The organism is Bacteroidota bacterium (assembly GCA_034723125.1).
Taxonomy (GTDB): Bacteria; Bacteroidota; Bacteroidia; order CAILMK01; family JAAYUY01; genus JAYEOP01.
Map to the genome: position 1 here is coordinate 12881 of JAYEOP010000085.1, position 5295 is coordinate 18175.

The 5295-nt window shown below is 32.1% G+C and carries 5 protein-coding genes; 2 read left to right on the forward strand and 3 right to left on the reverse strand.

From position 1 onward, the window contains the following. Positions 1–53: 53 nt before the first annotated feature. Both U9R42_02605 and U9R42_02610 read left to right on the forward strand, forming a co-directional pair. Entirely contained in the window at positions 54–401 is a 348-nt protein-coding gene (locus tag U9R42_02605; GenBank protein MEA3494905.1) for a carboxypeptidase-like regulatory domain-containing protein, read from the forward strand. Positions 402–470: 69 nt separating this feature from the next. Further along, positions 471–929, forward strand: coding sequence for a toxin-antitoxin system YwqK family antitoxin (locus tag U9R42_02610; GenBank protein ID MEA3494906.1), 459 nt, complete (start codon positions 471–473; stop codon positions 927–929). A 347-nt stretch (positions 930–1276) separates the two neighbouring features. On the opposite strand, the gene U9R42_02615 is transcribed toward U9R42_02610, so the two are convergent. The 3 genes from U9R42_02615 to U9R42_02625 all read right to left on the reverse strand — a co-directional run. Then, entirely contained in the window at positions 1277–2437 is a 1161-nt protein-coding gene (locus U9R42_02615) for a DUF1566 domain-containing protein (protein ID MEA3494907.1), read from the reverse strand. A 6-nt stretch (positions 2438–2443) separates the two neighbouring features. After that, positions 2444–2932 (reverse strand): T9SS type A sorting domain-containing protein, encoded by a 489-nt coding sequence (locus U9R42_02620; protein ID MEA3494908.1) that lies wholly within the window; start codon positions 2930–2932, stop codon positions 2444–2446. 259 nt (positions 2933–3191) lie between these two features. Further along, positions 3192–5295 (reverse strand): TaqI-like C-terminal specificity domain-containing protein (locus U9R42_02625; protein ID MEA3494909.1); only part of this gene is annotated, 2104 nt, incomplete at its 5' end.

The window sequence follows — 5295 nt, forward strand, 5'->3', positions numbered from 1 at the left end:
ATAAATGTAACAAATGTATTTTAGTTTTGTTGCAAAATTAAAAGATAAAAAAAATGAAAAAATTATTATTATCAATTGTCTTTACAGTTCTTGTACTTCAATTAAGTTTTGCAAGTAATGAAAACAATCCGACTAATGGAAATACAAAAAATACCATAAAAATAAATGGTAAAATTGTTGATAAAGAAACAGGTGAAACTTTGACAGGTGTGTTAATTGAAATCAAAGGAAGCAGTGAAAAAGTGTATAGCGATTTTGATGGCACATTTGAATTTAAAAATCTAAAACCGGGAATATATGACATTGTAATATCATATATTTCTTATGAAAAGAATGTGTTAAAAATGGTGAAAGCTAAAACCTCTGTCAACACATTAAAAATTGAACTAAAAAAACAATAAGTCAATACTGCAATATTCAACTTTCAATTTAGTTTTGAGGTTTTATATTATATTTGCAAATAAAATTTCATGAAAAAATATTACTTTACGTTTATTTATATATTTCTTAGTCTGTTATCTTTTTCACAAATTATTATTGACAAAGAAGGTTTGTATTACAACGAAGACAATAAATTGTTTTCCGGAACTTATGTTGAATTCTATGATAACGGTAACAAAAAAACCGAAATGGAATTGAAAGATGGAAAAAAGAACGGAAAGATAATTTTATTTTTCGAAAATGGAGATACTAATGAAATACGCTCTTATAAAGATGGAAAAAAAGACGGACTTTGGAGTACATGGAACAAACAAAATATAAAAGTTGCCGAAGCTAACTTTAAAAATAATTTTAAAGCTGGAAAATGGATAATTTGGGATGATAACGGAACCAAAAGATATGAAATGAATTATAGCAAAGGCAATAAAACAGGAACTTGGTATATTTGGGATGAAAGCGGTAAATTATCTAAACAAAAAGAATATTAATTTTTTTTACTAAAATTTTTAAATTGAGAAAAAACATTTTCTAATGTCCTAATATCTCAATATCATTTCTCAAAATCAGAAAGCATCTATATCTGGATACTTGTCATTTTGTAATTGGTCCGACAGTGTCGGGCTAATTATACCGTTCTGATTATTTGCACTTTGCAGAATATTGGATAATGTAGAATAATCTTTGGTATAATCAAAAATCTTCAACACGAGCTTATATACATCCTTAAAAACAGGTAAATCGTAATATAATGCCATTTTTTTTAATAATCTTCCGCCCAAAAGCATTCGCACAGGTTAAATTGTTTATCACGTGAAACTTTTTTGTTTCACTGTGGTTAAAAAGCCCGAACGGCACGCACACGAAAAGTATCGGTCTTTTTCATGAAATTTGGGCCACCATAGTTGAAGGTGAAGAGGAATGCGTAAGTACCATTGTACTCCGTACTACTCCAATAGATGGAAATATTTGATAACAGTGTAAAAGAGCCTGCATTAAGGGCATTGTTTGCATGAAAACGGTTGTGCCATAGCAGGCTTAGCTCATCAATAGAAGGTAAGTACCAATCATTAAAACCTCCGTCTGTTAAACCGTTTACATAAGTTGCCGCAGGGCTACCTGTCATTTCACCTGTATTGTAAACGCCATCCCAGCTACGTGTGGCATTCGTTGTTGTGTAACTAGGATACTGCCATTTAGCCATGCTTTCATTTTTGTTTACAATAAGCCCGTGTTGGTTGCCATCGCTACCTATGTAAATGTAAAAAACAATGCCGCCTAAGGTATCTTGACCTAAATAGAAATCGTTTGAAGAGCCTCCACCTGTTGCACCTGTTGCACTTATGGTATTCCCTACTATGCTAATATTGGTGCCTGCTACTAATTGGTCTTGTTTATTGTTCCAGTTGGTAGTATCAGTTCCTGTAATGCCACTTGCTACTGATGCACCGAATATTGAATCGGTTTCGGTGTAGCTGTCTAATTTGTTGTTCCAGTTAGTTGTATCTGTTCCTGTAATGCCACTTGCTACTGATGCACCGAATATTGGGTCGGTTTCACTAATTGTTCCTATAATGCTCTCGGCAGTTTTAGCATGCAAAGCATAAGGCACACTTAACAACTGGCTTGTTCCGGTAATGGTGTAAGTAGCTCCGCCTGTTAGGTCTGTTTCCGTTTTAATAAAATAAGGTCCGTTTGTCCAGTCGATAGTACTAAAAGTTCCACTTACAACTGTTCCTGCTCCAATTTCCAAACTTACTAATCCATTGGCATTAGAAGTAGGTGTTTGAGTTTCTACATACACAGCAGTTCCGCTTGATGAACCTTGCAAAATGCTTATTTGCATTCCTATACTTGTGTTTGTAACTAAAGCATCACTACTATTGCGAATGACTGCCTGATAGCTCATTCTTTCCGGTGATTGAGCACTTGCCTGCTGTGGCAGGAACACATTTGCAGTTATTAATAATGCTGCACAAATTGTGATTATTCGTTTCATGATTTCTTAATTTTTAATTATTTTAAATGATTGAACTTTTTTGTTTTCCTGATTTACAACATTTATAAAGTAGGTAGCAGCAGGCAAACTGTTCATGTTTATTTGTGTTTGCTGTGCTACTATTTGTCCGTTACTTAACTGTTTTCCTTGCATATCAAATAGCTGATACAACAACTGTTCGTTGTTGTAATCGTTTATTTGCAAGCTTAGATTTTCCGTTGTTGGGTTAGGGAAAGCAGAGAGTGAAATGTTTAACGCTGTTTCCTTAATTCCAACATTGTAAATTTCGTAAGCGTGTTGAACGCCCTGATCAACAGTTCCTGTGCTTGCTGTATTGGAGGTGTAAACCACTTGTCCAACACTATAGACAACAGTGCCTCCGCTACCAGTGGCATCACCACCGGAGGTATTGGCAGATTCCTGTGCTTGTGCCAAGCCCGCCCATAGCAGTCCTGCTACGAGGAGTACTAAGGGTCTTGATTTGTTTTTTGTCATAATACTTGGTTTTTAAATTTTCCCTACTCTTTTTAGAATTTTCGGCTTACTCCTTATATTTTAATTTCAATGCTAATTATCTTTTCTTCATATTGCACAATGTTTCGTTTTCTTTTTCTGCATGTTTACTAACGATAAGTATATGAAAAGTAAGCAATTCCGAAGCACAAAACTTTCAATCTACAAGAAAGTTCAAACGGGCTATAAGCCTTGATGTTACAACTACTCGCCTATTTTTTATATACATTGTTGTAGGGCGTTATTCTTCATTTTCAATTACTTTAATTTCACTTTCTGTTAGTCCGTAAAGTTCATAAACCATTTGGTCTATTTCTTTATCAGTCTTTTCTATTTCAGTTTTTAAGGTTTGGGCTTCTGCTTTTTTCTCTTCAAAAAGTTCCATCCATTCCATTTCGTCTTTTTTAGTCAGTTTTTCGCCACTTGCCTTTTTTATTGCTTTGTTCAGTTCTTTTATAAAATCTACAAATTCTAACTCGTGCCAGTTTTGTAGTTTTTTGCTTAGTTTTTCAATACTGAATTGAGATTGTAGATAATTAGTATAATTTATAATCTTTTTCTGCAAATCACCTGTTACTTTAATTGTTTCACTTGCTTTATAAATAAATAGCTTTTGCTTGTCTTCTACAACATATTTTAATGGTAGACTTTCTATATTCCCAGATTTCATTATCGGAAATGTCCCTCTTGAATCGCTAAAAATTTGTTGAAAATAAAAATTTATTAATCTCGAATTTAAGATTGCAAGTAAATACAACGGTTTAATATTTTCATCAATAATTTCTGTACTGCAAGCCGTATTTATTACATAATTTTGAGAATTATCGTAACAAAAAGTTAATTTATTACCTACAAATTTTGAGATAAGTTTTTCTTTCAATAAAAAAATCCTTTCATCTCTTGCCCTATCGAGTAATTCAGGAATATAATTTACGTACTTCTGATTTGGATAAAGATAATAACGACCTATTTCACTACCTGAGATAATTGGTTTATGAGTTTCTGTATTTTTAGTTTTTGTCAAATATTCTGTATCGTTACCAGTAGTTAGTCCTCTCCATACTTTTGCGTATTTTTTAACTTTTTCAAGCCTACTTAATTTTATTAGAAGTTGTAATGTATTCTCATTTACATTGATTAGAAATTTTGAGTCTTCTGTTAAAGACATTATTTCCAATAAGTGCAATTGCAATGGAATTTCATCAATTGACAGTTTAATATTCGTTAATGATTTGGGTTCAATTGAATTTTTATAAGTTATTATTGCTGTTTCTACACTTGCGTCATCAAAAACCAAACCTGAATTAAATATTTCTATTATATGACTATTGTTTGTTAAATATTTTCTGAGTTTTTGAGAATATTCATTTGCTAAAAATGTATTTGGTGTGATTTGAGAAATTAAACCTTTGTTTTTTGTCAACTTCAAACCGAGTTCTAAAAATAAATTATAAGTATTAATTTGTTGGGATGCTGTTTCAAACCTCTCTTTTAAATCAGTTATTGCATTTTTATCATATTGAAACCCACCAACCCAACGACCTCCTTTTACAACTAAATAAGGCGGATTACCAATAACCACATCAAAACCACCGTTTTTAAAAACTTTCGGAAATTCATTAGACCAATTAAATGCTTTATCTCCCGCAATTTTTAGGTCATCAATTAGTGAATTTCCACATTTTATATTGTCGTTTAAAGTGTTTAGTTTTCTTCGAGGTTGGGCGGTTCGTAACCAAAGTGAAAGTTTTGCTATTTCAACACTTTCCTCGTTTATATCAACTCCGTAAATATTATTTTCGAGTATTGTATTTTCAATATTTTTCAAAACCATTCCACCACCAAGTAATGAAGTTTCTAATTCGTCAATGTAAGTATGCTCTTTTATTAAAAAGTCTAATGCTTGATTTAAGAAAGCGCCAGAACCACAGGCGGGGTCAAGAATGGTAAGAGTTAAAAGCCAATACCTATAATTATCAAGTTTTGTTTTTAGTTTCTTTAAAGTATCTGTTTTTCTTCCTTTTCTGCTTTTGTTGTATTCTTCTTCTTTTATTTCAAGTTCTTGCTTCTTTTCTTCACAGAGTTTACCGATTGTATTATCTACAATGTATTTGGTAATATATTTTGGCGTATAAAATACTCCGTCTTTTTTTCGTTTGGTTGTTTGCTTGTCAAATTCTATACCTTCTATTTCTGCATTTACATTTTCAATCTCGTTCAGTGAATTTTCAAAAATATGCCCTAAAATATTCACTCCAACTTGGCTTTCAAAATCGTAATCGGAAAGCGTTTTGGTGTGTTTATTCAACAATTCATTGTCTAAAATTAAACTGTTAAGAATTGGG